Genomic DNA, 22,738 nt, shown 5'->3' with positions numbered 1-22,738 from the left:
GGGGTCACTTCCCTGAGAGGAGGTCCAGGCCGCCGCGGCGGCCGAACAGGCGCGGGATGGCGAGCGCGAGGACGATGAGCCCGATGGATCCGGCCAGCATCAGGGTGCCGACGGCGTTGATGGTGGGCTGTACGCCGAACCGGATCGCCGAGTAGATGCGCACGGAGAGCGGCTGGGGGTCGACGCCGGTGGTGAAGTAGGCGAGCACGAAGTCGTCGAAGACCAGGGCGAAGACCAGCACCGCGGAGGCGAGGATGCCGGGAAGCAGCGCGGGGAGCGTCACCAGCCGCAGTGCCTGCCCGCGGGTGGCGCCGAGGTCCATCGCGGCCTCCTCGATCTCGGGGTTGAGGGCGGCGATGCGGGAGCGCAGGATCACCGTCACGTAGGAGATGGAGAAGGTGATCTCGGCGAGGGTCACGGTGGTGGTGGACAGGGTGATGCCCGCTCCCTTGAAGAGGAGCATCGCCGCGACGCCGGTGACGATCTCCGGGGTGATCAGCGGGACGAGCATGATCAGGCCGGCCAGGGAGCCGAGGCGGCCGCGGTTGCGGACCAGGCCGAGGGCGAGGGCGACGCCGAGGAGCAGCGAGCCGGCCATGGCGGCCAGGGAGACGCGCAGGCTCATGCCGAGCGAGTCGAGGAGGAGGTCGTCGTGGAGGAAGGCGGTGTACCAGCGGAGGCTGAAGTCCTCGAAGACGGTGAGGGACTTCTGCGAGTTGAAGGAGAAAAGGACGACGACGCCGACGGGGAGGTAGAGCAGCGCGAAGAAGACGGCGGTGACGGCGATGGCGAAGCGGGGGCGGCGTTCGGCTCCGCGGCGAGGACCGCGGGGACTGCGGGGACTGCGGTGACCGCGGAGGCTCATCGGACCGCCTCCGCCTCGTCCTTGCGGGCGCGCCGCAGGTAGCCGAGCATCCCGAGGAACAGCACGGCCATCAGCAGCATGGTCAGGGCGGAGCCGAGCGGCCAGTTCTGGCCCTGGAAGAACTTGTCCTGGATCAGGTTGCCGATCATGATCTGGTCGGGTCCTCCCATGAGCTGGGCGCTGACGAAGTCGCCCATGGCGGGCAGGAAGACGAGGACGCAGCCGGCGGCGGCTCCCTGCCGGGTGGCGGGGACGGTGACGTGGAGGAAGGTCCGCAGCGGGCCGCCGTAGAGGTCGCGTCCGGCCTCGACCAGGGAGGTGTCCATGCGCTCCAGGGCCGCGTACAGCGGGATGATCATGAAGACGACAAAGCCGTAGACGAGGCCCGCGATGACCCCGGGCCCGGTCTGGAGGATCCTGGTGCCGCCGTCGGCGAGGCCGATCGCGCGCAGGCCCTTCAGCAGCGGTCCGTCGTCGGAGAGGACCACGGACCAGCCGTACATCCGCACCAGGTAGTTGGCGAAGAACGGGACGACGATCGCGGCGATCAGAAGGTTCTTGAAGCGGCCGCCGTGCAGCGCGATGGCGTACGCGACCGGGTAGGCCACGGCCAGGCAGATGACGCAGGTGATCAGCGCGTAGCCGAGGGACCGCAGCAGGACGGTGCGGTAGGCCGGGTCGGCGAGGGCGGTGATGTTGTCGGTGTTGAGGCCGAACCGGGGGTTGCCGAGGGGGTCGGTGGTACCCAGTGCGAGGGTGGCCACCAGCAGCAGGGAGGCGACGAGGAAGCCGGTCATCCAGAGGGTGCCGGGGAGCAGCAGCCAGGTCCACAGGCGGGTCTGCGACTGCCGCCGGGTGCCTGCGGGCCGGACGGTGCCGTGGGGGTCGGGCGAGTCCTCGGACCGGGCGGAGGTGCCGGTATCGCCGGGGGCGCCGGTATGGCCGGGGGTGCCGGTAGGGGCGGGGCTCTCGGGTCGGGGCATGTCAGCCGGCCTTCACTTCGGTCCAGGCGGCGTCGCGGGCCCGTTCGCCCTGTGCGGTGACGTTGCGGAAGAAGAGGTCGGCCTTGAGGTCGGCCTCGGTGACCTGGCACTGGGGGAACGGCTCGACGAGCGCGGTGTAGGTGTCCTCGGTGCCGCGGACCGGCATGGGATAGCCGATGTACTCGATGTTCCGCTTCACGTTCTCCGGGCGGAGCATGTAGTCGATGAAGAGCATCGCGGTGCCGGGGTGCCGTGCGTCCGCCGGGATGGCGTAGCAGTCGGAGTTGACCGGGGCGCCCTCTCGGGCGACTTCGAAGCCGTAGACGGACGGGTCCTCCGCCTGGGCGAGCATGGCGGCCATGTCGCCGCTCCACGCCTGGGTCATGTCGGCGTTGCCGTTGAGCAGGTTGTTGTAGCTGTCGCTGGAGAAACCGCGCAGGTGGGGGCGGAGCGTGCGCAGGGTGTCGGTGACGCGGGCGAGCCGGTCCGGGTCGCCGGTGGTGAGGTCGAGGCCGAGCTTGAGCGCCCCCATGCCGAGCACCTCGTCGCGGTCGTCGAGGAGGAAGACCTTGCCCTTGGCCTTCGCGTTCCACAGGTCGTCCCAGGAGCCGGTGAGGTCGCCGAGCCGGTCGCGGCGCCAGCCGATGCCGGTCTTGTACATGGTGAACGGGACGGTGTGGGCGGAGCGGGGGTCGTACCAGGGGTCGGCGAAGTAGCCGTAACCGCCGAAGACGGCCTCGGCGTTGCGCAGCCGGGAGTGGTCGATGCGGCGGAGCCTGCCGCCCGAGGCCAGGCGCTGGGCCCATTTGGCGGTGGGGAAGATGATGTCGTAGCGGTTGCCGGCGTTGATTTTGGCGGCCATGCCCTCCATGGAGTCGTAGTTGGACTGGACGACCTTGACGCCGTACTCCTTCTCGAAGCCGGTGAAGACGGCCGGGTCGACGAAGTCGGCCCAGTTGAAGTAGACGAGGTCGCCGTCGACCTTGACGTCGATCGGGGCCTCCGCGGTCGCCCGGGCGGCCGGGTCGCCGGAGGACGCGAATCCGCAGCCGGCCGTGGCGAGGCCGAGGGCCGCGGCGCCGCCGGCGCGGAGGAGGGAACGGCGGGACAGGGGAAGTGCCTCGGGGGACATGGGGTCCTCTCCGTAGGGGCCTGGCAGGGGGGGAGGGGGGACGGCGGGGCCGGGGGCGGCGGCGTGGGGACCGTGTCGCCGCCGGCGGCTCACTTCTGCGCGGCGCCGAGGTCGGCCCGGATGCGGTCGGCGAACCAGCCGACCGCCGACTCGCGCCGGGACAGGGGCCCGGGTTCGAACCCGGGGGTGGAGAGCCCCTTCTGCACGCGGGCGACGAGCTCGGCGTCCTCGTCGTTGGTGATCCAGCCGATGTGCATGTTCAGGCGGCGGGCGAGCCGGGTGCGCAGGCCGGTGCCGCGGCGGGTGTAGAAGGCGCCGGGCACGGCCACCCGGTCCACCGCCCGCGGGATCGCGGTCCAGGCGAGCACGTGGTCGGGGTAGAAGTCGATGAGGGTGTTCGGGTAGATCACCGCGTACCGCCAGACGCGGCGGTCGGCCTCGCCGAGGCCGGGCATGGGGGCGGCGACGCGCTGGTAGAGACGCTCGGCCCGGTTCGAGGAGGGCTTGTCGCGCAGCGGCGAGGTGAACAGGACGTAGGAGTCCTCGATCTCGCAGCTGTAGCCCTGGTAGTCGAGCAGCCGCATCAGCCCGGGATGGGCCACCGGGACGTGGTAGCCCTCCAGGTAATTGTCCACCGCCACCTTCCAGTTGGCCTCCTGGACCTCGGCGCGGGACAGGTCGTGGATCCGGTCGCGCCCGACCGGCACCAGGTCGGCGTCGGCGTAGTGGCCGACCGCCTCGGCGAGCCCGGCGCAGCTCTCGGCCAGCGGTACGGCGTCGAGGTCGAGGTTGACGAAGACGAAGCCGAGGAAGGACTCGGCGCGGGCCGGGAACAGCCCGAGGCCCGGCTTGTCCAGGCAGGGGATCTGGCGTGCCTCCGGGGCGCCGACGAGGCTCCCGTCGAGGCGGTAGGTCCAGCCGTGGTAGGGGCAGCGGATCGCTTTGCCGGCCGGTTCGGGGGTGGTGACCAGGCGGGTTCCCCGGTGGCGGCAGACGTTGAGGTGGGCGGCCAGTCCGCCGTCCTCGGTGCGGACGACGAGGACCTCACGGCCGGCCACCGTCGCGGCGAGCCGGGCTCCCGGGTTCGGCAGGTCGGACTCGTGGCAGACGAGCTGCCAGGACGTGGCGAAGACGGCGGAGGTCTCCGCGGCGGCGGTGTCCGGATCGGTGTAGTAGCGGGCCGCGAGCGCGGGGGCCGGCTCGGGGGCCTCCCGACCCGGCTGGTCGAAGGGTGTGGCAGGTGCTCTGGAGTGCATCGGTGACTCCTCCGTGCCGCGGGTGCGGCGATCGGTGTCGGCGTTCGATGTCGAGTCGTCCCGGCGGCGGACAGGCAGGGTCCGGCGGGCAACCGGAACTACGCTGACCGATTGGACAGCCAGATTGCTGGCTGATTTCCGCCGGGTCAAGACTTGTACACTGACCGATCGGTCAGCTAGCTTGGATTCAGGCTGACCGATCGGTCAGTAAGCGAGTTCTCCGTCGCTGCGCCGGCGTTCGACCCCCCTGTTCCTCCTGGTCGACCCGCCGGTCCGAAGCAGCCGGCGTCCGGCCTCCGCCGTCCGGCCGTACGCATCCGCTCCGCTCCTCCGGTCCGATCCGCATCGCGCGGCGCTTCGGTGGTCCACCCGGCACCGCGTCGCCCGCACCCCCGGCCCGTGCCGGTCCGTGCCGGTCCGCGCGAGTCCCGACGGGACACGGGCACAGCCCGGCCGCACCGCCCGCAGCAAGGCCTCTTCCGCACCTCGGTGCCTGCCGGTCCGTGCGCGATGCGTCCCCGAAGGGGGCGCCGGTCGCGCGGGAACGCCCGACCACGCGGCAGCGGGCAAACCGCCGAGGCCGCGCTCCCCGCCCGCCGCCGTCCTCTCCGTCCTCGCCGTCCTCGCCGTCCTCGCCGCCGTCGCCGTCCCCGTCCCCGTCCCCGTTCCCGGTTCTCTTCCTCCCCCTGTCTCCCCTCGCCGGTCCACCCGGTCGGCGTCACCAACCCCCTCCCCGGAGGCACGCATGAGCGGTCGTCGGAGTCTGGACTGGCTCGGGCTCACGCCCGAACCGGAACGGGAACTGCCGGCGGCGGTCGCCGCCCTGCGCGCGGCTCCGGCACGCCCGCCGGGCCCGTATCCCGGTCGCCCCGGGGACCCGGGGCACCGCCCGGTCCCGCCCCCACCCCCTCCCCCGCCCCCCGCCGACCTGGCGGACGCCGAGCGGCGCCGCGTGGAACGCCTGATCCTTCGCGGCAGCCGGCACAGCTGGCTCCGCTACCTCGCCGAGGTCACCGACCTGGTGACCGCCGTGGCCGCCGGATCACGGCCCGGCGACCCCGCCGCCGCCCTCCTCGCCGGCGAGGTCGTCCTCGACCACCACCGCATGCTCATCGGCCTCCCCGGAGCGGGATACGGCCGCACCGCCGCGGACCGCGCCGCCCTCGAAGAGGCCGTACGGATCCTGCGCGCCCACCTCCCGACAGGAGACCGACCGTGACCGTGATCCGCTACCCGACGGCACTGCCGCCGGGCCCCGTACTCGGCGCGGCACCGGGCGTGACGGAATGCGCCGAGGCCTACCGCGCCGCCGGGGGTTACGCCGCCACCACGGCCCCCGACGAACTGCTGCACCACCTCGCCGCCTCCGGTCTGCGCGGCCGCGGCGGGGCCGGCTTCCCCGTGGCCGTCAAGCTGCGCTCCGTACGGGAGCTGGGCGAACGCGGCGGGCCCGGCGGGCGGGGCAGGCCTGCCGGCGGCCCGGTCGTGGTGGCGAACGGCGAGGAGGGCGAGCCCGGTTCGGTCAAGGACCGCTGGCTCTTGCGGGCCCGTCCCCACCTGGTCCTCGACGGCCTGGCCCGCGCCGCCGCGGTCACCGGCGCCGTCCGCGGCTACGTCTACCTCTCCGACCCGGTGGCCGGTGCCCGGATCCGCCGGGCGCTCGCCGAACACGAACCGGGCCTGCCCGTCGAGGTCGTCGAGACCCCCCGCACATATGTCGCCGGTGAGGAGACCGCGGCCGTCCGCCGGATCGACGGCGGTCCGGCGCTGCCCACCGCCAAGCCGCCCCGCCCCTACGAACGGGGCGTCGGCGGTGCGCCGACCCTGGTCTCCAACGTCGAGACCCTCGCCCGGGTCGCCCTCACCGCGGCCCGGCCCGACCTGGCGGACCGCATCGCCCGCACCACGCTGGTCACCCTGTCCGGCGGTGCGGCCGCACCGGTCCTCACCGAGGTCCCGTACGGCGTCCCGCTGCGCACCCTCGCAGCGGCCCACGGCACCCCGGACGCGGCCGGTGCGCTGATGGGCGGCCTGTTCGGCGGTCTCGTCGGCGCGGGTGACCTCGGCCTCCCCCTGGATCCCGACGCCCTCGCCGCCGCCGGCACCGCCCTCGGCTGCGGCGCCGTCCGCTTCCTGGCCGCCGACGCGTGCCCGGTGACCGCGGCCGCCGAGGCCGTGGACCACCTCGCCGCCGAGAGCGCACGCCAGTGCGGCGTCTGCGTCTCGGGTACGGCGGCGGTCCGCGACGCCGTACGGGCCCTCGCCGCGGGCACCGCGGGGCCCGGCACCGCCGGGAACCTGGAACGGTGGTCCCTGGCCCTGCCCGGGCGGGGCGCCTGCGGTCTGCTCGACGCCGCCGCCGGCATCGCCGGCAGCCTGCTGCGCGCCTTCCCCGGCGCCGTCCGCGGCCATCTCGACGCCCCCTGCCCGGCCTGTTCGGCCACTGCCGCCGGACACCGGCTCACCGTGCCGGTCCCGCCGGTGGCCGACGCCCCGACGACGAAACCCGCCGGCCCGCGGGACTCATCAGCCGCCCGCGCGGACCGGATCGCACCGCCGAAAGGAACGAAGCCGTGAAACTCCTGCTCGATTCCACCCGCTGCCAGGGCTACGGGCTGTGCCAGGAGCACGCGCCCGAGCTCGTCGAACTCGACGAATGGGGGTACGCGAAGGTGCTCACCGTGGCCGTCCCGTCCGGGGCCGAGGACACGGCGCGCGCCTGCGCCGACAGCTGCCCCAACTCCGCCCTCCGCGTGGAGCGCTGACATGGGACGTGACCGGCACGCCCCCGAGGCCCCCCGCGACCTCACCGCCCTGTTCGATCCCGCCTCCGTCGCCGTGGTCGGGGCCAGCGACGACCCCGCCAAGTACGGCCACGCGGTGGCCTCCCAGGCGCTGCGCGCCCCCGACAGACGGCCCGTGCACCTGGTGAACCGGCGCGGCGGCACCGTCCTGGGCCGGACCGCCGCGACCTCGCTCGCCGCGATCGGCGAACCCGTCGACCTCGTGGTGATCTCCGTGCCCGGAGCAGGCTTCGAGGCCGCCGTCGACGACGCCCTGGCCTGCGGGGCGAGGGCGATCGTCGGCATCACCGCGGGCTTCGCCGAGGCCGGGCCGGCGGGACTGGCCCGGCAACGGGCGGTCGCCGAGCGCGTCCGGGCCGCCGGAGCCGTCCTCGTCGGACCCAACTGCCTGGGCATCGCCGACAACACCACGGAGCTGTACCTCGCCTCGGACCGGTTCGCTCCCGGCGGGGTCGCCCTGCTCAGCCAGAGCGGCAACCTCGCCCTCGAACTCCAGCTCCGCGGCGCTCCGCACGGCCTGGGCTTCTCCCGTTTCGTCTCGCTCGGCAACCAGGCCGACGTCACCCTCGTCGACCTGGTCGAGGACTGCGCCCGCCACGAGGCCACCTCGGTGATCGCCGTGTACGCGGAGGACTTCGGTGACGGCCGGGCCTTCGCCGCGGCCGCCGCCGCGGCGGGCAAGCCGGTGGTGCTCCTCACGGCCGGCCGGGGCACCGCCTCCGCCCGGAGCGCCCGGTCGCACACCGGGGCGCTCACCACCTCGGCCGATGTGGTGGCCGCCGCCTGCCGCGACGCCGGGGTCGAACTCGTGCGCACGCCCCGGGAGATGACCGTGGTCCTGGCCGGTCTGAGTGCCGCGGCCGGCGGCCGGCGCGCCGCGCACGAGCGGCAGCCCGCGGGCGGCCGCCGGACGGCGGTCTTCACCGACGGCGGCGGCCACGGCGCCGTCGCCGCGGACGCCGCCGAGGACGCCGGGCTCGGCGTACCGGAGCTCGGCGGAGCGGTGCAGGACCGGCTGCGGACCGTGCTGTGGGAGCAGTCCGCGGTCGGCAATCCGGTCGACCTGGCGGGGATGGGCGAGCAGAACCCGCTCTCGTACGCCGCCACGGTCGCGGAACTGCTCGCTGCCGAGGACGTCGACGCCGTGCTGATGACCGGCTACTTCGGCGGGTACGCCGCCGCCGGAGGCGGCCTGGGCAGCGGCCCGGCCGGCGGCTCCGTGCTCGCGGAGGGCGAGACCCGGGCGGCCAAGGAGATCGTCGCGCACCTCGCCGTCACGCCGAAGCCGCTGGTGGTCCAGTCGATGTACCCGCGGTCGCCGAGCTGCCGGGTGCTCGCCGGGGCCGGGGTGCCGGTGTTCGCCGCCACCGAGGACGCCGCCCGCGCACTGGCCGCGATGACCGGGCGGGCGGCGGCGCCCGCGCCCGGGATCGCGCCGCTGCCCGCCCCGGCCGTGCCGCTGGGCGACCCGGGGTACCACGGCGTACGGGCGCTGCTGGCCGCGGCCGGGGTGCCGTTTCCGGCGGCCCGCGAGGTCACCGACGAGGCCGGACTGCTGGCTGCGGCCGCGGAGTTCGAGGGCCCGTACGTGCTCAAGGCGCTGCACCTGCTGCACAAGTCCGACGCGGGCGGGGTGGCCCTGCGGCTGCCCGACCGGGCCGCGCTGCTCGCCGCGTACCGGGAGATGCGCGTCCGGCTCGGTGCCGCCGCCTACTCGGTGGAGGCGATGGCCGATCTCTCGGACGGGGTCGAGCTGATCGTCGGCGTCGACCGGGACCCGCGGTTCGGGCCGGTGGCCATGGTCGGGCTGGGCGGGGTGCTCACCGAGACCCTGCGCGACGTGGCGTTCGCCCTGGCGCCCGTACCGGCCGGGCGGGCGGCGGACCTGCTGCGCGGTCTGCGCGCCGGCGCGCTGCTGGACGGGGTACGCGGCCGGCCGGCGGTGGACGTGGCCGCCGCGGCCGACGTGATCGAGCGGATCACCGAAGTCGCCGCCGCCCACCCGGAGATCTCCGAGCTGGAGGTCAACCCGCTGCTGGTGCGACCGGACGGCGCACTGGCCCTGGACGCCCGGGCCGTCCTGGGCTGAGCCCCACCCCCTCTGCCCTGTCCCCCTCTGCCCTGTCCCCCTCCGCCCTGTCCCCTCCGCCCTGCCCCTCTCCCCCAGCCCTCTCCCCCAGCAAGGAGACCGAGAGCACCATGGACTTCCGCTACACACCCGAACAGACCGCCCTCAAGGCCCGTGCCGCCGCCTACGCACGGCTGCTGATGCGCTACGAGGACCAGTCCGAGGAGGCGGGCGGCCCGCTGCCCGCCGACACGGTCCGGGAACTCGCCCGGGCCGCCGTGGACGCCGGCGTCTACGCCATCAACATGCCCGCCGAATGGGGCGGGGCCGGCCTGTCCCTGTTGGACCAGGTCATCGTCGAGGAGGAGTTCGGCAAGGTCACCAACTGCCTCTGGGACATCCCCTGGCGGCCCGCGAACGTCCTCGCCCACGGCACCGAGGCACAGCGGGAGAAGTACCTGCTGCCGGTGATCCGGGGCGAGCGGTTCGACGCGTTCGCGGTGACCGAGCCCGGTGCCGGCTCCGACCCCGCGTCGGGCACCAGCACCGCGACCCGGACCGACGGCGGGTGGCTGCTCAACGGCGAGAAGTGGTTCGTGACCTGCGGTGACATCGCCGACTTCCTGCTGGTGCAGGCCGATGCCGGCCCGGAGCGGGCACCCACCCTGTTCTTCGTGGACAAGCAGGCACCGGGCGTGGAGATGACCCGGGTGCCGCGCTTCATGCACTCCGCGGTGAACGGGCACCCCGAGTTCACCTTCACCGACGTCTTCGTCGGCGACGAGGACGTGCTCGGCGGGGTCGGCAACGGCTACGAGCTGACCAAGGAGTGGTTCACCGACGAGCGGCTGATGATCGCCGCCCGGACCGTGGGCGCGGCCGAACGCGCGCTGGAACTGGCCCGGGACTGGGCGGTCGGGCGGCGCCAGTTCGGCTCCCCCATCGCCGAGTTCCAGCTCGTCCAGGGCATGCTCGCCGACTGTGCCGCCGACATCGCCGTCAACCGCGCCTACACCCACCAGGTCGCCTGGGAGGCCGGCCGGCCGGACACCGACCCCAAGACCCTGCACGCCAAGGCGTCGACCGCGAAGCTGGCGGCGAGCGAGGCCGCCGGGCGGGTGATCGACCGGTGCGTGCAGATCTTCGGCGGCCGCGGCTACGACCGCTCCTACCCGGTCGAGCGGATGTACCGCGAGTTGCGCGTCGACCGCATCTGGGAGGGAACCTCCGAGATCCAGCGCCTGATCATCGCCAACGAGCTCGTCAAGCGGGGCACCCGGGTGCTGGCCCTGCCGAGCTGAATCCGGGCGAAGGGCCCCACCCGCCCCCGCCGTCCCGCCTTCCCCGCCGACCACAGCCGCACATCTGCGCGAGCCACCGAAAGGACCCGGAACACCCATGGACTTCCGTCTCACCGCCCGCCAGCAGGAGCTCCAGAACAGGGCCCGCGAACTCACCGGGTTCGTCATGAAGTACGAGTCCGACTGCGAGGAGAACAACGGCCTGCCCCCGCAGGCCCACACCGAGATCCGCGACGCCGTCCTCGAGAGCGGTCTGCAGGCCGTCAACATGCCCGCGGAGTGGGGCGGCGCAGGCCTCACGATCCTGGAGCAGGTCATCGTCCAGGCGGAGCTCGGCCGGCTCACCGGCGCGCTCTGGGACATGGTGTGGCGGCCGGCCAACGCCCTGTCGCACTGCACCCCCGAGCAGCGCGAGCGGTACCTCGTGCCGGTGATCCGCGGCCGCCGGCGCGACTGCTACGCGGTGAGCGAGCCCGAGGCCGGCTCCGACCCGCAGAGCATCCGCACCACGGCCACCCGGAACGGCGACGGCTGGGTGCTGAACGGCGAGAAGTGGTTCGTCACGGTCGGCGACCACGCCGACTTCATGATCGTGCTCGCGGCGGCCGGGGAGGAGCGGGCACCGACCCTGTTCCTCGTCGACAAGGACACGCCCGGGGTGGAGATGACCCGGGTGCCGCGCTGGATGCACACGTTCGTCTACGAACACCCCGAGTTCACCTTCACCGACGTGCACGTCCCCGGCGACGCCGTGCTCGGGGAGGTGGGCAACGGCTACGACATCACCCGCTCCTGGTTCACCGAGGAACGGCTGATGATCGCCGCGCGCACGATCGGCGCCGCCGAGCGGGCCCTGGAATCGGCCCGGGACTGGGCGGTGGAGCGGCGCCAGTTCGGGTCCCGCATCGCCGACTTCCAGCTGGTGCAGGGCATGCTCGCGGACTGCGCCGTCGACATCGCCGTGAACCGCGCCTACACCCACCAGGTGGCCTGGGAGGTCGACGAGGGAGGGGTCGACCGCAAGACGCTCCACGCGAAGGCGGCCATCGCCAAGCTGGCGGCGAGCGAGGCCTCGGGCCGGGTCGTCGACCGCTGCCTGCAGATCTTCGGTGGCCGCGGCTACGACCGCTCCTACCCGGTCGAACGCCTCTACCGAGAGCTGCGCGTCGACCGCATCTGGGAGGGCACCTCCGAGATCCAGCGCCTGATCATCGCGGGTGAGCTCGTCAAGCGGGGCACGGGCGTCCTGCGGATGCCGGGCAGCGACGAGGGCACGGGGCTCCGGTGACCGACGGGTCCGGGACGGACCGGATCGGGGTCGTGGGCTGCGGACTGATGGGGTCCGGTATCGCCGAGGTCTGCGCCCGCGCCGGACGGGAGGTCGTGGTGGTGGAGACCGGCCGGGCGGCCGCGGACTCCGGCCGGCGGCGGATCACCCGTTCGCTGGCCCGGGCCGCGGCGGCCGGCCGGCTGACCGCCGCCGGGGCGGAGGACGCCGCCGCCAGGATCACGGTGACCACCGATATGGAGCGCCTGGCGGACCGGGACCTGGTGGTGGAGGCGGTGGCCGAGGACGAGCGGGCGAAGCTGGACGTCTTCGCCCGGCTCGACGCGACGGTGCAGCGCCCGGACGCCGTGCTGGCGACGAACACCTCGTCCCTGCCCGTGGTCCGGCTGGCGGCCGCCACCTCGCGGCCGGCGCAGGTGATCGGCCTGCACTTCTTCAACCCGGTGCCGGTGCTCCCCCTGGTGGAGCTCGTTCCGTCGCTGCTCACCGGCGAGGAGACGGTACGCCGGGCGGAGGACTTCGCCTCGGCGGTCCTGGGCAAGCAGGTGGTGCGCGCCCGGGACCGGGCGGGGTTCGTCGTGAACGCCCTGCTGGTGCCGTACCTGCTGGCCGCGGTGCGGATGGCCGAGTCGGGGGCGGCGTCCGCCGAGGACATCGACCGGGCCATGACCCTGGGCTGCGCGCACCCGATGGGGCCGCTCGCGCTGGCCGACCTCATCGGCCTGGACACCGTACGGTCCATCGCTCGGTCGATGTACGCGGAGCACGGGGAGCCGCTCCACGCCCCGCCGCCCCTGCTGTCCCGGATGGTGGAGGCGGGCCTGCTCGGGCGCAAGACGGGCCGCGGTTTCCACAGCTACGGGGGTGCGGGGGACGTCATGGGCAAGGATGGGGGTACGGGTGCGGCGGACCGGGCCACCGCACCGTCGTCCACCCACCCGGCCATCCAACCGGCCGCCGACGGGCGCCGACACGGGGAGCAGCCGACGTGACCAAGGCCGAGCGCGCACTCGAGACGCGTGAGCGAATCCTCACGGCCGCGTGCGAAGTGATCGCCGACATCGGCTTCGAGAACATCAGCATGCGCAAGGTCGCCGAGCACGCCGGCGTGTCGAAGGCCCTGCTGCACTACCACTTCGACACCCGGGAGAAGCTCTTCGCCGAGGCGATGACGCACTCCTTCGCGCAGACCGGCCTGGACACCGAGGACGACACCGGCTCCGTGCCGGCCGCCGTCGTCCTGGCCCGCATCCTGCGCAGCATGCTGCCGACGGACGAGGAGCTCCGGCAGGACTGGAAGCTCTGGCAGGAGCTGTGGGTGCGCGCCCAGCGCGATCCGGCGGCCCGGCACCTCGCCGTCGACCTGTACGAGCAGTTGCACGCATGGGTCGCCGGAGCGGTGGAACGGGGCATCGCCTCCGGGGAGTTCCGGCCGTGCGACGTCGCCGCGCTCGGCACCCTGGTGCTGGCCCTGTGCGACGGGCTCGGCATCCGGGTGATGCTGGACGATCCGCGGGTCGACCTGGCCACGGCCCGGTCGGTGATCTGGCGGACCATCGCCCCGGCGCTCGGGATCCCGCCGGAGTTCCCGGAGATCTGAACCGGGGCCGGGTGCGGGGCCGGGGCCGGGGCCTCCGCGCTCCCGGCCCTCAGCCGCGCGGTACCTCGAAGGCCGCCAGCCGCGCGCCGCCCGGGGCGAGGCCGGCCCAGGTTCCGGAGCAGCCGAGTACGGCGACCGCCGAGGTGGGGAACTTCTCCTCCAGGCGGTCCAGGGCGTCATCACCGGCGTCCCCGCCGGCGAGCAGCAGGACCAGGTCCTGCAGGCCCGGGTTGTGCCCGACGACGAGCAGGGTCCCGACCTCGTCCGGGGTCTCCCGTACGAGGTCGAGGATCTCCTCGGCCGCGGCCGCGTAGAGGCGCGGTTCGAGGCGGAGGGCCGGAGGGGTGGCGAATGCGGCCGCGGCCAGCTCCCAGGTCTGGTGGGTGCGCCGGGCCGGGGAGCACAGCACGAGGTCCGGTCGCGGTACGGACCGCGCGAGCAGGCGCCCGGCGGCGGGGGCGTCCCGCAGGCCGCGCGGGCCGAGCGGTCGGTCGCGGTCGGGCACGCCCGGCGGCCAGGCGCTCTTGGCGTGCCGCAGGATCACCAGGTCCGGCATGCGGCGAGCGTAGCGGAACCGCGCCCGCGCGTCCGGCAGCCGACACCCGTCGTCCGCTGCCCGGCACCCCGTCGTCCGCCGCCCGGCCCCCCGTCGTCCGCTGCCCGGCACCCGTTGTCCGCCCCCCGGTACCGGGCGGGTCGGGGCACCGGGCCGGCCGGGCGGAGGGGCCGCCCGCCGGACTCCGCTTTGGAGGTTCCAACTAGGGTTTTGCCGTGCGTGTATTGCTGGTGGAAGACGACGAGCCGGTCGCCGAGTCGCTGCGGCGCGGCCTGCTGCGGTACGGGTTCGAGGTGGAGTGGGTGACCACGGGGACGGCGGCGCTCGGCGTCGGCACCCCGTACGACCTGGTGCTGCTGGACCTCGGGCTGCCCGACACCGACGGGCTGGACGTCTGCCGCGCGCTGCGGCGGCGGGGGGACGTGCCGATCATCGTGATCAGTGCGCGCAGTGACGAGACCGACCGGGTCGTGGGACTGGAGATCGGCGCGGACGACTACGTCTCCAAGCCGTTCGGCGTGCGCGAGGTGATCGCCCGGATCCGTGCCGTGCTGCGCCGGGCGCGGCCGGCGGTTGAGCCGCAGGGACCGCAGGCGTACGGGGCCCGGCTGACCATCGACCGCAAGGCGGCCCGGGTACGCCTGGACGGCGCGGAGGTGGCGCTGACACCCAAGGAGTACGACCTGCTGGCCTTCCTCACCGAGGAGCCGGGGGCGCTCATGTCCCGGGAGCAGATCATGGAAGCGGTCTGGGACGCCAACTGGTTCGGGCCGACCAAGACGCTGGACGTGCACGTGGCCGCGCTGCGCCGGAAGTTCGCCGGGGCGGTGGCCATCGAGACGGTGCGCGGGGTCGGGTTCCGGCTGGTCCTCGACCCGGCGCCGGCGGATTCCGCGTGATCAGACGGCTGATCGTCAGCTACGTGCTCCTGGTGGGCGTGGCGCTGGCCGCGTTCACGGTGCCGGTGGCGTTCACCCTGACCTCCCAGCTGCGCGGGGACACCGAGGAGTCCGTACGGCGCGAGGCGACGACGATGGCGCTGCTGCTCGGGAACGGCGACGCCCCGGCCCGCCAGGCACTGGCCCGGATGGCGCAGACGTACGCCGACGAGACCCCGGGGACGGTGGAGGCGGTGGCGGCCGACGGGAGCGCGCTGCCGCCGCTGCCGCTGCCGGCGCACCCGCGCGATCCGGCGTTCGAAGGGGCGCTGCGGCAGGGCCGGACCACCGTCGACTGGGGCTCGCGCTGGGTGTGGGGGCCGCAGTTGACGGTGACCGTGCCCGCGTACGCGCGGGACCGGACGGTGCGTACGGACCGGATCGCCGGCGCGGTGCGGATCCGCTACGAGACGGCGGCCCTGAGCGACCGGCTGTGGCGGATCTGGGGCTTCCGGGCGGTCCTCGCAGTCGGGGTGCTGGCGGTCGCCGCCGGGCTGGGTGCCGTGGTGGCCCGGCTGCTGACCAAGCCGCTGCGCGAACTCAACGCGATGGCCAGCCGGTTCGGTGACGGCGACCTGACCGCCCGGTCCCCGGTCACCGGGCCGAAGGAGACGCAGACCCTGGCCCGGACGCTCAACCAGGGCGCGGAACGGCTGGACACCCTGGTCGCCGCGCAGCGGATCTTCGTCGCGGATGCCTCGCACCAGTTGCGGACCCCGCTGACCGCGCTGCGGCTGTCGCTGGACAACATCGCGGACGGGGTGGACGACGAGTTCGTGCGGGAGGACGTGGAGCATGCCACCGCCGAGGTGGTGCGGATGAGCCGGCTGGTCAGCGGTCTGCTGGTGCTGGCGCGCGCCGAGGCGAAGGTGTCGGTGCCCGAACCGCTGGGCCTGCGGGAGCTGGTGGCGGAACGGCTGGCGGTGTGGCGGCCGGCCGCCGACGAGCGCCGGGTGACCCTCGTGCTCGTCGGCGAGGCGGACGACCGGGTACGGGTACTGGCCGGGCCCGGCAACCTCGACCAGGTGCTGGACAACGTGCTGTCCAACGCCCTGGAGGTGTCGCCGGACGGCGGCACCATCACGGTCCGGCTGGAGCAGGGCGGTGCGGGGGAGGCGGTCCTGGAGGTGCTCGACCAGGGGCCCGGCATGTCCGCCGCCGAGCAGTCCCGCGCCTTCGACCGGTTCTGGCGGGGCCAGGGGCTCACCGGCCGGTCGGGCTCGGGTCTCGGCCTGGCCATCGTCAAGCAGCTGGTGACGGACGACGGGGGCAGCGTGACCCTGCGGGACGCGCCGGGCGGCGGACTGTGCGTACGGATCGCCCTGCGGGCGGCGGCGGAGGGGCCGCGGTGGATCAGCCCTCGGCCGGGAGCACCGAGGAGTGGTGGTTGACGATCAGCCACTTGCCGTGCCGCTTCTCGTACTCGAAGGTGTAGCGGGCGTCGAGCGGCTTGGTCACACCGGTCTTGGGGTCGGTGAGGTGGAAGCGGTAGACGCCGGCGTCGAGCGCCGAGTTGCCGTCCAGGACGTTGATCACGGAGCGGATCTTCTCGCCCTTCGGCTTCTTCTGCAGGAAGTGCTCGAAGTAGTCGGTGATCTCCGCGCGGTTGGTGCGGATCTGCGGCGAGGCGGTGGGCAGGAGCACGGCGTCGCGGGCGTACCGGTCGGCGACCTTCCGCGCGTCGCCGGTCTGCAGGGCCGCGTTCCACTGGTCGAACAGCGCGGCTATCTCCCGCTTCGTCGTCCGGTCGTGGCGGCCGCCGTCCTTCTCCCCCGCCTGGGCCACGCCGATGCCGGCGGTGAGGGCGCCGGCGGCGGTCACCGCGACGGCGGCGATCGTGGCGCGGGTTCGGAACGTACGCTTCATCGGGGCTCCCTGTCCGAGTGAACTACTGTCGAACGAACGGGCGTTCGTATGCACTCACTCTTGTGGGGGGTGGGTAAGCCCCCGTACAAGGCAGGGAAAAGAGGCGGCCAAGGCTCCGCCAACACCGGTCGGAGCCGGCGATCCGCGCAGGCGAAAGTGGTTTGCCGACTCGGATGGTGCCCGGGTAGCTTCGCCAACCGTGACCCCGACTCTGCGCACCGAGCGGCTGCTCCTGGAGCCGTACGTTCCCGAGGACGAAGAGGACTTCGTCGCCCTGTTCCAGGACGCCAGGGTGGCGCAGTGGATGGGTGATGGCCTTGCTTCCGAGGCAGCGGATCGGGCCCTGTTCGGACGGATCTTCACGAAGGTCTACGCCCAGAACCTGTTCGACGTCTGGGCCGTCCGCCGCAACGGACTCCTGGTCGGGCATGCCGAGATCAAGCACACCGATGCCGTCGGAGGCCACGAGATCATCTACGCTCTGGCGCCGGCGGCATGGGGATCCGGCCTGGGGACCGAGCTGGCAGAGTCGATCGTCACCCATGGCTTCGACACCCTCGGATTGACCACGGTGTATGCCACCGTGGCCGCGCCGAACGAGGCCTCGATGACTCTGCTGCGCAGAATCGGATTCGAGCACGTCCGGGACATCAAAGAGGAGGACGGCAGCACCACCCGCGTGTTGGCCTGCCGACTGACTGCGACCGACAGGTGACGTCCGATGTACACAGCAGAGCTGCCGGAAGCCCTCATCGAGGATGCGAACAACGTCTTGGTTGCGTCTTCGACGCTGCAAGACAACACCCTGGTCAGGGACTTCTTCGGGTCTGTGATCACCCCGGAGGAACTTGATTCCGGTTCGTTCGACCTCGCGCGGAAGACCGTCTACCTGTGTGGCGACACATCGGGGATCAGCAGCCGCCAACTGCGCGCCGCTGACCGGGTGTTCGTCGTACGGGAACTGTCACACGGCTACCGCGGGGATGTCGGCGGACCCTGGACTCCGGTCGGCCTCGGCCGGGTGCCCGTCCGCGTACACGGCGTCGGCGTGTACTACCGCCGCTTCTTCGGCCTCGACGCCGATCACTTCGGACGGATCCGTGCCGAGCACGCGTTCCAGTCCCTGACGGAGTCCACCAAGCCCGGAACGGCCCACCGCAGCGGAATCTATCTGACGCCCGTCACGCGGAACGGTGACGAACTTCGCTTCCGCCTGCTCCGGTGCTCCACGAACCTCTCGGGCCCGACCGAGACCTTTCGCGCGACCGACACGCGTATCGTCGAGGATCTCAACCGGGAAGCCGCCGCCGTCTTCCGGAACCACGCACCGTTGAATCACGTCCTCGCCCAGATCTACCACAACACCCTCGCCACCGCCGAGCGCAAGCAGTCCAAGGCCAGGATCTCGGCCCATGCCGACAAGACCAAGGACATGCCCGTCAACGGCATCATGGCCTTCTGCACCTTCTACGACGGGCTCGACCGACTCCAGCCCCTGGCCGAAGACGCCTTCGACCACGGCGTGAAGGGTGTCAGCGGACTGACCAGACTCCGCTTCCGCCTCAAAGAGCCGGCCGCAGCACGCGACGGGGTCACGCTCCCCCCGCAGTTCACCCTGACCCTCCACCCCGGTTCCGTGTTCTTCATGCCGCTGTCCACCAACCGCCTGTACACGCACGAGATCCGGCCCTCGGCGCTGAACGCCGGACTGCTCCCGACCCGCCTGGGGTACGTGGTGCGCTGTTCGAGCACCGAAGCCGTCCACAAGAACGGCCACACGTTCATCCGGACGGCCGGAGGCCTGGTGAAGCTGCAGGAACCCGCACCGACCGGCATGGACGAGCTGCGCAGGCTGTACGCCGAGGAGAACAGGACCTCCTCCTTCATCGACTACGGCGATGAATTCCTCTTCAGCATGAACACGGGAGACTACATTGCCCCCCGGATCTGAGGTCTCGTCCGAGATCCTCTCGTGCGCTCTGCCGGCCGGGGAGAACCTCTTCGCGGAGCTGTCCGCGTCGGCTCACTGGGAAGACGTGGGAAAGGGCCGGCGAAGCGCCGTGCTCACCAGGATCGACGAGGCGGGTGATGTGCCTCTCGTGCGCACCACCGCCCGGTACGGCGGCCCGGCGCAGCGCTTCCGGGCGGTGCACGAACGGCTGGCGCGGCGGATCCAGGAACGCGCCGGACTTCCGGCCGGCTTCAACAATGCCCTCATCGAGAGCTACACGAACGCCTACAGGAAGATGGGAAGCCATTCCGACCAGGCCCTCGATCTGGCCGACGAGTCGTTCATCGCCGTCTTCTCCTGTTACCGGCGTCCCGAAGCGGGCCCGCCGAGGGCACTGGTCTTCGAACCGAAGGGGTCCGGTGGCGAGGGGTTCGAGATCCCTCTCGCCCACAACGGTGTCGTCGCGTTCTCCGTTGACTCGAACCGGCGGCTCAGGCACAGGATCGTCCTGGACGCGCCCGCCGGGACGGCGGAGAACCAATGGCTGGGCGTGACCTTTCGAACCTCGAAGACCTTCGTCCGGTTCCGCGACGGACATGCGTACCTCCCGCACGGCGATCGCCTGATGCCGGCCGACGACGAGCAGAGGCAGGAGTTCTACCGGCTGAGGCGCCGCGAGAACGACGAAACGGACTTCACCTACCCGCCGCTGACGTACACCATCAGCGAGGGCGATCTGCTGCCACCCGCCTGACGTTCGGGCCGTACGCCGAGCGAGCAGCCAGCAGAGCGGTCCGGGCTGCGAGTCCTCAGCCGGCCCGGCCCCGGGCGGCGAGGCCCCGGCCGGCGAGGCGGCAGGCCGTGCAGCCCGGGTGGCCGGAGCGCGCGCCGTGGTCCCGGGACCTCATGTCCCAGTGGACTGCGGACCGCGGGCCGGGCGGCTTCCCCCAGCCGGCGAGGTGCAGCCCCCAGGTGAGCAGCACCGCCGCCGCCATCACGCCCAGGCCCAGCCATATCCCCGGGCTCCAGACACAGACGCCCACGCCGGCCACCAGGGCCCCCACGCTGCCCACCGCGGTTCCGGCCCATCCCGCGACGGTGTGACCCTCGTCGTACTGTCCGCTCATGCGCGGCCTCCCCCTGTTCCCGACGGCACCTGCCTATGATGTCTTAGCAAGTGAGCAATTTATCTTAGGTGCTAAGGGAATTTCAATGGAGGGCACGATCCGCCCCGCATCCTCGCCCGCGGAAGCGATCTCCGCGATGGACCACCTGATCGCGACGAGCATGATCGGCCAGCAGGAGTTCGCCCGGAACCTGGGGCTCAGCGTGACCGACCTGATCTGCTTCGCGTACGTCCTGGAGGCCGGGGACGCCCCGGTCAGCGCCGGCGACCTGGCGGCACGCGCGCACGTCACGACCGGCGCGGTCACCGGAATCCTCAACCGCCTGGAGCGCGGCGGCTTCGTGACCCGGCAGCCGGATCCGGCCGACCGGCGGCGGGTGCGCGTGGTGGCGGTGCCGGCTGCCGAGGAGCGGGTCCGGGCCGTCTACGAGCCGTACTACGCGCGGCTGGCGCAGCTGTTCGCGGAGTACACGCCGGACGAAGTGGCCGTCCTCTCCGACTGGTTCAGCCGGGCCGGCGCCCTGGCGGCCGGCTACCTGGAAGAGTCCTGCGAGAGCTGAGCCCGCGTACGGCGGGGCCGCAGGGGCGGTCGGCGAAGGCCGCGAACCGCCTGGCAGCATGGCGCCACATGAGCGATGATCATGCCCACTCCGGGCCCCACGCCGATCCCGCCGCGGCCCTCGACGACCCCGCAGCCGTGCTGCGCACCGGCCGCGCACGGCTGCGCGGACTGCTCGCCTCCTGCCCGCCCGCCCCCGGGGCGGGCGGCCCGGGCCGCGAGGTCGTGTCCCAGGCCGAGGCGCTGCTCGGCACGGAAGCCGTCCCGCGCTCCGCGTACGCGTCCTGGCTGCACTTCGCGGCGACGGCGCTCGGCCACACCGGGTACGCCGACCGGATCGCCGCCGAGGCGCCGCGGCTGCCCTGGCGGACCGTCTGGGCGTGGTACCGGCCGGTCGGCGCGTACGAGGCCCACCCGAACCTGAGCGGGGGCGCGAACGCCGACGTCTTCGAACGGGCGGGTGACGGCCGCCGGTTCGTCCGGGTCTCCGCGATGTGGTGCCCGGAAACCTGGATCGACCTGGGCACCGGGGCGCGGTCCACGACCGCGCCGGAAGGCGTCACCGAGGTGGACGAGGACCTGTCCCCGGACGGGCCCTGGCTGTTCGACCCCGAGGACGGCCCGGCGCCGTTCACGCCGGAGGAATGGGAGGAGCCACTCCAGGTGGCGCCCGGCCGCTACCTGCTGGTGGTCGCCCGCGGCCTGTTCCTCGTGGAGGAGAACCGGCACCCTGCCCAGGGGGAGGCGCAGGAAGCCGAGGAGGCGGAGGAGCCCGAGGAGCCGGAGGAGCCCGAGGAACCGGGCGAGGCACCCGCCCCCGCACCCTGGTTCGCGGACGGCGGGGACGGTGCCGGCCCGCTGACGGCCCGGCGGCTGGACGAGGTGTTCGGCGTCGGCAACGTGGTGCGCGTACCCGCCGCCGGGCTCCCGGAGGCACTGCGGCATCCCGCCACCCGGAACCTGCTGTCCGGAGCGGGACTGCCCGGGTTCTGGGCGGCCGGCTCGGTCGCGTTCCGGGCGGAATCCGACGGCCCCCGGCCGGACTCCGCCGACGGACTGCTGCGCCTGGGCGGTTTCGACTTCGGCTACTGCGACGAGGGCGAGGTCCTCGTCGACGGGGCGACCGGGGCGGTCCTGCTCCGCCAGCCCGACGCCACCTTCGGCTCGGGCGGCGAGGAACCGTTCCCGCTGTGCGGGGACACCGAGGTGTTCGTCCGCTTCCTGGAGGGCGTACGCCGCCACATGGGCTCCTGCTGGGACGGCCACGCCGCCGAAGGCGGCGGATCCGGCTTCCTCCGCTCCATGCGCGCCCTCGATCCGGACGCCCTCGACGACGACTCCTCCGGCGAGGTCTGGGAGCACGTCTTCGCCGGCATCACCGAACTCGGCGTCGACGGATTCTAGTTCGCCGACAGTACGCGCCGTGGCGTTCGGCCGGTCGGTTCCGTACGTGCCGCCGTCCGCCATGGCCCCACCCCTGCCGGCCCGGCTCGCGCCCCGGGTTCCGGGGACGGGCGGTCACGTGTACGTTCACCGTGCATCTTCGTCATGTGCATGCCTTCCGGCCGTCACCTGAATGGCATGCCGCGATGTGACCCTCCCCCCGTGACCGACACCTGCCGTACCCGACGGCGGGGTTGCGCGTGCCGAAAGGTTTCCCCCACGTGAAGATCTTCGCCCGACGTTCGAGATGGGCCGCCCTCGGCGCAGCCGCGGCCGCCCTCCTCCTGCTCCAGTCCCCCGCGACCCCGGCCGCCGCAGCCGACTACTACGCCGCGGCCCAGGGCAAGACGGGCGCCGACCTCAAGTCCGCGCTGCACGGCATCATCAAGAACCAGTCCAAGATCTCCTACAGCGCCGTCTGGGAGGCGCTGAAGGTCACCGACCAGGACCCGAACAACTCCTCGAACGTGATCCTCGTCTACTCCGGCCGCTCGCAGTCCAAGTCGACGAACGGCGGCGGCGTCAACGACTGGAACCGCGAGCACGTGTGGGCCCAGAGCCACGGCGACTTCGGTACGTCCACCGGCCCGGGCACCGATCTGCACCACATCCGCCCCGAGGACGTCACGGTCAACAGCACCCGCGGCAACAAGGACTTCGACCTTGGCGGCAGCCCGGTCAGCGAGGCCGCCGGCAGCTACACCGACTCCAACTCCTTCGAGCCGCGCAACGCCGTCAAGGGCGACGTCGCGCGCATGATCCTCTACATGGCCGTCCGTTACGACGGCGGCGACGGCTTCGCCGACCTGGAGGTGAACGACTCCTCCGGCAACGGCTCCGTCCCGTGGCACGGCCGCATCAGCGTGCTGAAGCAGTGGAACGAGATGGACCCGCCGGACGCGTTCGAACAGCGCCGCAACCAGATCATCTTCGACACCTACCAGCACAACCGGAACCCGTTCATCGACCACCCCGAGTGGGTCGAGGCCATCTGGTAGGCCC

23 protein-coding genes are annotated in these 22,738 nt (G+C 72.9%); 16 read left to right on the top strand and 7 right to left on the bottom strand.

Annotated features, from left to right (window positions below; genetic code table 11):
• Nucleotides 1–4: 4 nt before the first annotated feature.
• The 4 genes from ACGFQ9_RS13900 to ACGFQ9_RS13885 form a co-directional block, all read right to left on the bottom strand.
• Nucleotides 5–865 (bottom strand): ABC transporter permease, encoded by an 861-nt coding sequence (locus ACGFQ9_RS13900; protein WP_393573980.1) that lies wholly within the window; start codon nt 863–865, stop codon nt 5–7.
• Nucleotides 862–1,848 carry an ABC transporter permease gene (locus tag ACGFQ9_RS13895; RefSeq protein WP_393573979.1) on the bottom strand — a complete coding sequence of 329 codons (987 nt, stop codon included), beginning with the start codon at nt 1,846–1,848 and terminating at the stop codon, nt 862–864. The genes ACGFQ9_RS13900 and ACGFQ9_RS13895 overlap by 4 nt, the downstream gene beginning before the upstream one ends.
• A 1-nt stretch (nt 1,849) precedes the next feature.
• Nucleotides 1,850–2,980, bottom strand: coding sequence for a spermidine/putrescine ABC transporter substrate-binding protein (locus ACGFQ9_RS13890; RefSeq protein ID WP_393573978.1), 1,131 nt, complete (start codon nt 2,978–2,980; stop codon nt 1,850–1,852).
• A gap of 89 nt (nt 2,981–3,069) precedes the next feature.
• Entirely contained in the window at nt 3,070–4,236 is a 1,167-nt protein-coding gene (locus ACGFQ9_RS13885; protein WP_393573977.1) for an aromatic ring-hydroxylating dioxygenase subunit alpha, read from the bottom strand.
• Between the two features lie 745 nt (nt 4,237–4,981).
• Between ACGFQ9_RS13885 and ACGFQ9_RS13880 the strand changes: the two genes are divergently transcribed.
• The 8 genes from ACGFQ9_RS13880 to ACGFQ9_RS13845 all read left to right on the top strand — a co-directional run bounded on the left by ACGFQ9_RS13880 (nt 4,982) and on the right by ACGFQ9_RS13845 (nt 13,297).
• Nucleotides 4,982–5,455 carry a hypothetical protein gene (locus ACGFQ9_RS13880; RefSeq protein WP_393573976.1) on the top strand — a complete coding sequence of 158 codons (474 nt, stop codon included), beginning with the start codon at nt 4,982–4,984 and terminating at the stop codon, nt 5,453–5,455.
• Nucleotides 5,452–6,813: an NADH-ubiquinone oxidoreductase-F iron-sulfur binding region domain-containing protein gene (locus ACGFQ9_RS13875; RefSeq protein WP_393573975.1), complete on the top strand. Its 1,362-nt coding sequence runs from the start codon at nt 5,452–5,454 to the stop codon at nt 6,811–6,813. The genes ACGFQ9_RS13880 and ACGFQ9_RS13875 overlap by 4 nt, the downstream gene beginning before the upstream one ends.
• Nucleotides 6,810–7,001 (top strand): ferredoxin, encoded by a 192-nt coding sequence (locus ACGFQ9_RS13870; RefSeq protein ID WP_393573974.1) that lies wholly within the window; start codon nt 6,810–6,812, stop codon nt 6,999–7,001. Before ACGFQ9_RS13875 ends, ACGFQ9_RS13870 begins: the two co-directional genes overlap by 4 nt.
• Before the next feature lies 1 nt (nt 7,002).
• Nucleotides 7,003–9,129, top strand: coding sequence for an acetate--CoA ligase family protein (locus ACGFQ9_RS13865; RefSeq protein WP_393573973.1), 2,127 nt, complete (start codon nt 7,003–7,005; stop codon nt 9,127–9,129).
• 110 nt (nt 9,130–9,239) lie between these two features.
• On the top strand, nt 9,240–10,409 hold the full coding sequence (locus ACGFQ9_RS13860) for an acyl-CoA dehydrogenase family protein (protein WP_393573972.1): 1,170 nt from the start codon (nt 9,240–9,242) through the stop codon (nt 10,407–10,409).
• A gap of 97 nt (nt 10,410–10,506) precedes the next feature.
• Nucleotides 10,507–11,697, top strand: coding sequence for an acyl-CoA dehydrogenase family protein (locus ACGFQ9_RS13855; protein ID WP_393573971.1), 1,191 nt, complete (start codon nt 10,507–10,509; stop codon nt 11,695–11,697).
• Nucleotides 11,694–12,689 carry a 3-hydroxybutyryl-CoA dehydrogenase gene (locus ACGFQ9_RS13850; protein WP_393573970.1) on the top strand — a complete coding sequence of 332 codons (996 nt, stop codon included), beginning with the start codon at nt 11,694–11,696 and terminating at the stop codon, nt 12,687–12,689. Before ACGFQ9_RS13855 ends, ACGFQ9_RS13850 begins: the two co-directional genes overlap by 4 nt.
• Nucleotides 12,686–13,297: a TetR/AcrR family transcriptional regulator gene (locus ACGFQ9_RS13845; protein ID WP_393573969.1), complete on the top strand. Its 612-nt coding sequence runs from the start codon at nt 12,686–12,688 to the stop codon at nt 13,295–13,297. The genes ACGFQ9_RS13850 and ACGFQ9_RS13845 overlap by 4 nt, the downstream gene beginning before the upstream one ends.
• A gap of 49 nt (nt 13,298–13,346) precedes the next feature.
• Here ACGFQ9_RS13845 and ACGFQ9_RS13840 read toward each other — a convergent pair whose 3' ends face one another.
• Nucleotides 13,347–13,853, bottom strand: coding sequence for a SixA phosphatase family protein (locus ACGFQ9_RS13840; RefSeq protein ID WP_393573968.1), 507 nt, complete (start codon nt 13,851–13,853; stop codon nt 13,347–13,349).
• Nucleotides 13,854–14,068: 215 nt separating this feature from the next.
• On the opposite strand from ACGFQ9_RS13840, the gene ACGFQ9_RS13835 reads away from it, so the two are divergent.
• Both ACGFQ9_RS13835 and ACGFQ9_RS13830 read left to right on the top strand, forming a co-directional pair.
• Nucleotides 14,069–14,752 (top strand): response regulator transcription factor, encoded by a 684-nt coding sequence (locus ACGFQ9_RS13835; protein ID WP_393573967.1) that lies wholly within the window; start codon nt 14,069–14,071, stop codon nt 14,750–14,752.
• The gene (locus ACGFQ9_RS13830; RefSeq protein ID WP_393573966.1) at nt 14,749–16,182 is read left to right on the top strand and encodes an ATP-binding protein; all 1,434 of its coding nucleotides are present in this window, start codon (nt 14,749–14,751) and stop codon (nt 16,180–16,182) included. The genes ACGFQ9_RS13835 and ACGFQ9_RS13830 overlap by 4 nt, the downstream gene beginning before the upstream one ends.
• Here the strand turns inward: ACGFQ9_RS13830 and ACGFQ9_RS13825 are convergent.
• Nucleotides 16,145–16,657, bottom strand: a complete 513-nt coding sequence (locus ACGFQ9_RS13825; RefSeq protein WP_393573965.1) for an SgcJ/EcaC family oxidoreductase — start codon at nt 16,655–16,657, stop codon at nt 16,145–16,147. The genes ACGFQ9_RS13830 and ACGFQ9_RS13825 overlap by 38 nt on opposite strands.
• A 199-nt stretch (nt 16,658–16,856) precedes the next feature.
• Between ACGFQ9_RS13825 and ACGFQ9_RS13820 the strand changes: the two genes are divergently transcribed.
• Genes ACGFQ9_RS13820 through ACGFQ9_RS13810 form a run of 3 tightly spaced genes read left to right on the top strand, consistent with a single transcriptional unit; the run spans nt 16,857 to nt 19,362 of the window.
• Nucleotides 16,857–17,372 (top strand): GNAT family N-acetyltransferase, encoded by a 516-nt coding sequence (locus ACGFQ9_RS13820; protein ID WP_393573964.1) that lies wholly within the window; start codon nt 16,857–16,859, stop codon nt 17,370–17,372.
• Nucleotides 17,373–17,378: 6 nt separating this feature from the next.
• Nucleotides 17,379–18,608, top strand: coding sequence for a hypothetical protein (locus ACGFQ9_RS13815; protein ID WP_393573963.1), 1,230 nt, complete (start codon nt 17,379–17,381; stop codon nt 18,606–18,608).
• Nucleotides 18,592–19,362 carry a hypothetical protein gene (locus ACGFQ9_RS13810; protein WP_393573962.1) on the top strand — a complete coding sequence of 257 codons (771 nt, stop codon included), beginning with the start codon at nt 18,592–18,594 and terminating at the stop codon, nt 19,360–19,362. The genes ACGFQ9_RS13815 and ACGFQ9_RS13810 overlap by 17 nt, the downstream gene beginning before the upstream one ends.
• Before the next feature lie 55 nt (nt 19,363–19,417).
• Here ACGFQ9_RS13810 and ACGFQ9_RS13805 read toward each other — a convergent pair whose 3' ends face one another.
• On the bottom strand, nt 19,418–19,735 hold the full coding sequence (locus ACGFQ9_RS13805) for an HGxxPAAW family protein (protein ID WP_393573961.1): 318 nt from the start codon (nt 19,733–19,735) through the stop codon (nt 19,418–19,420).
• Nucleotides 19,736–19,820: 85 nt separating this feature from the next.
• Here ACGFQ9_RS13805 and ACGFQ9_RS13800 point away from each other — a divergent pair, with 85 nt between their 5' ends.
• The 3 genes from ACGFQ9_RS13800 to ACGFQ9_RS13790 all read left to right on the top strand — a co-directional run bounded on the left by ACGFQ9_RS13800 (nt 19,821) and on the right by ACGFQ9_RS13790 (nt 22,734).
• On the top strand, nt 19,821–20,294 hold the full coding sequence (locus tag ACGFQ9_RS13800; RefSeq protein ID WP_393573960.1) for a MarR family winged helix-turn-helix transcriptional regulator: 474 nt from the start codon (nt 19,821–19,823) through the stop codon (nt 20,292–20,294).
• Between the two features lie 68 nt (nt 20,295–20,362).
• On the top strand, nt 20,363–21,697 hold the full coding sequence (locus ACGFQ9_RS13795) for an SUKH-4 family immunity protein (protein ID WP_393573959.1): 1,335 nt from the start codon (nt 20,363–20,365) through the stop codon (nt 21,695–21,697).
• A 260-nt stretch (nt 21,698–21,957) separates the two neighbouring features.
• Complete coding sequence (locus ACGFQ9_RS13790) at nt 21,958–22,734, top strand: endonuclease I family protein (protein ID WP_393573958.1); 777 nt, start codon at nt 21,958–21,960, stop codon at nt 22,732–22,734.
• The last annotated feature ends 4 nt before the right edge of the window (nt 22,735–22,738 follow it).

Source organism: Streptomyces sp. NPDC048603 (assembly GCF_043199475.1).
Taxonomy (GTDB): Bacteria; Actinomycetota; Actinomycetes; order Streptomycetales; family Streptomycetaceae; genus Streptomyces.
This window is presented reverse-complemented; position numbering and strand designations above follow the sequence as displayed.

Bases quoted from the DNA above. Each gene is read 5' to 3' on its own strand.
- ACGFQ9_RS13900 (WP_393573980.1), bottom strand. From the start codon at position 865: ATGAGCCTCCGCGGTCACCGCAGTCCCCGCAGTCCCCGCGGTCCTCGC.
- ACGFQ9_RS13895 (WP_393573979.1), bottom strand. From the start codon at position 1,848: ATGCCCCGACCCGAGAGCCCCGCCCCTACCGGCACCCCCGGCCATACC.
- ACGFQ9_RS13890 (WP_393573978.1), bottom strand. From the start codon at position 2,980: ATGTCCCCCGAGGCACTTCCCCTGTCCCGCCGTTCCCTCCTCCGCGCC.
- ACGFQ9_RS13885 (WP_393573977.1), bottom strand. From the start codon at position 4,236: ATGCACTCCAGAGCACCTGCCACACCCTTCGACCAGCCGGGTCGGGAG.
- ACGFQ9_RS13880 (WP_393573976.1), top strand. From the start codon at position 4,982: ATGAGCGGTCGTCGGAGTCTGGACTGGCTCGGGCTCACGCCCGAACCG.
- ACGFQ9_RS13865 (WP_393573973.1), top strand. From the start codon at position 7,003: ATGGGACGTGACCGGCACGCCCCCGAGGCCCCCCGCGACCTCACCGCC.
- ACGFQ9_RS13860 (WP_393573972.1), top strand. From the start codon at position 9,240: ATGGACTTCCGCTACACACCCGAACAGACCGCCCTCAAGGCCCGTGCC.
- ACGFQ9_RS13855 (WP_393573971.1), top strand. From the start codon at position 10,507: ATGGACTTCCGTCTCACCGCCCGCCAGCAGGAGCTCCAGAACAGGGCC.
- ACGFQ9_RS13840 (WP_393573968.1), bottom strand. From the start codon at position 13,853: ATGCCGGACCTGGTGATCCTGCGGCACGCCAAGAGCGCCTGGCCGCCG.
- ACGFQ9_RS13825 (WP_393573965.1), bottom strand. From the start codon at position 16,657: ATGAAGCGTACGTTCCGAACCCGCGCCACGATCGCCGCCGTCGCGGTG.
- ACGFQ9_RS13815 (WP_393573963.1), top strand. From the start codon at position 17,379: ATGTACACAGCAGAGCTGCCGGAAGCCCTCATCGAGGATGCGAACAAC.
- ACGFQ9_RS13805 (WP_393573961.1), bottom strand. From the start codon at position 19,735: ATGAGCGGACAGTACGACGAGGGTCACACCGTCGCGGGATGGGCCGGA.
- ACGFQ9_RS13800 (WP_393573960.1), top strand. From the start codon at position 19,821: ATGGAGGGCACGATCCGCCCCGCATCCTCGCCCGCGGAAGCGATCTCC.
- ACGFQ9_RS13795 (WP_393573959.1), top strand. From the start codon at position 20,363: ATGAGCGATGATCATGCCCACTCCGGGCCCCACGCCGATCCCGCCGCG.